This is a genomic window from Vibrio sp. 1069 (assembly GCF_033340555.1).
In genome coordinates this window covers 1-701 of sequence record NZ_JAWOWP010000379.1, presented here as the reverse complement: position 1 = coordinate 701, position 701 = coordinate 1, and the positions used below count along the sequence as shown (strand labels likewise).

At 47.9% G+C, this 701-nt stretch carries 2 protein-coding genes; both read right to left on the bottom strand.

The genetic code is table 11. The annotated features are described in order from the left end of the window. Positions 1–178 (bottom strand): glutamine amidotransferase-related protein (locus tag R7040_RS26640; RefSeq protein ID WP_411978214.1); only part of this gene is annotated, 178 nt, incomplete at its 3' end. Between the two features lie 177 nt (positions 179–355). Then, positions 356–701, bottom strand: a 346-nt coding sequence (locus R7040_RS26635) for a GlyGly-CTERM sorting domain-containing protein (RefSeq protein ID WP_318097608.1), incomplete at its 5' end; no start/stop codon positions are given.

The window sequence follows — 701 nt, the reverse complement described above, 5'->3', positions numbered from 1 at the left end:
CCGCTTCGTTTGGCGTACAAGGCCCAGGGGAAATCACCAAATGGGTTGGATTGAGGGCTTCGATACCTTGAATGTCGATTTCGTCATTGCGCACGACCTTTACCTGAGCACCAAGCTCGCAAAAGTATTGGTAAAGGTTGTAAGTGAAAGAATCGTAGTTATCGATGATCAACAACATAACGTGTCGGCTGCTCCAATCCGTTTTGGCAAGGCTTAAGGATCAATTGTCTGGTTTACCACAATTGAGGGCGGTATTTTGCAACACCCAATTAGAAAGGCAAGTCTTTGCGCAATAAAAAGGCCAGCATCGGCTGGCCTTTGAGTTTTACAGCTATGTTTTTAGGAAAGGAGTGGCTTAACGGCGGCGGCGGAACAAACCAAGTCCAAGCATTGCTAGCAGTGCACCAAACCCAAACGAACCACCATCAGAGTCTTTCGAATCTGTGGTGCCCGTTTCAGGTTGAGTCATGGAGACTGCACGAGCAGAGCTAAACTTAACGACGTTGCCAGTCGAGTCTGTCACTTTCTCTTCCAGTTGGTAGTTACCTTGCTCTGGCGCCTGTTCAAACTCAACATTCACGCTGCGTGCTTTAATGTCCGTTTGATCTAAAGTCTTGCTCGCTGAGTAAGCTTTTGCATCACTACTTACCGCGGTAGCTTGAGTCGCGACGGTTAAGCTAACAGTCACGATGTCACCTGCA